This window comes from Shewanella sp. S1-49-MNA-CIBAN-0167 (genome assembly GCF_040310145.1).
Lineage (GTDB): Bacteria > Pseudomonadota > Gammaproteobacteria > Enterobacterales > Shewanellaceae > Shewanella > Shewanella psychromarinicola.
In genome coordinates this window covers 1-260 of the sequence record NZ_JBEOPO010000350.1, presented here as the reverse complement: position 1 = coordinate 260, position 260 = coordinate 1, and the positions used below count along the sequence as shown (strand labels likewise).

Genomic DNA, 260 nt, shown 5'->3' with positions numbered 1-260 from the left:
GCGTATAACGGATAAAGTCGATAGCGTTGATTATGTTTGCGAACCTAAACTCGACGGTTTGGCCGTGAGTATTACTTATCGTTTCGGCGTTCTTGAACGCGCCGCAACGCGAGGTGATGGTAGCGTTGGCGAAGATATTACTGCAAATGTACGCACTATTCGTTCAATTCCTCTTAAGTTACGCGGTGAAGGATTTCCAGATTTAGTTGAAGTCCGTGGCGAAGTGTTTATGCCTAAAGCGGCATTTGAGGCATTAAACC

At 45.8% G+C, this 260-nt stretch carries 1 pseudogene; it reads left to right on the top strand.

The features are described from left to right. A pseudogene (gene ligA / locus AAEZ00_RS21585) lies at positions 1 to 260 on the top strand (NAD-dependent DNA ligase LigA); the annotation flags it as partial.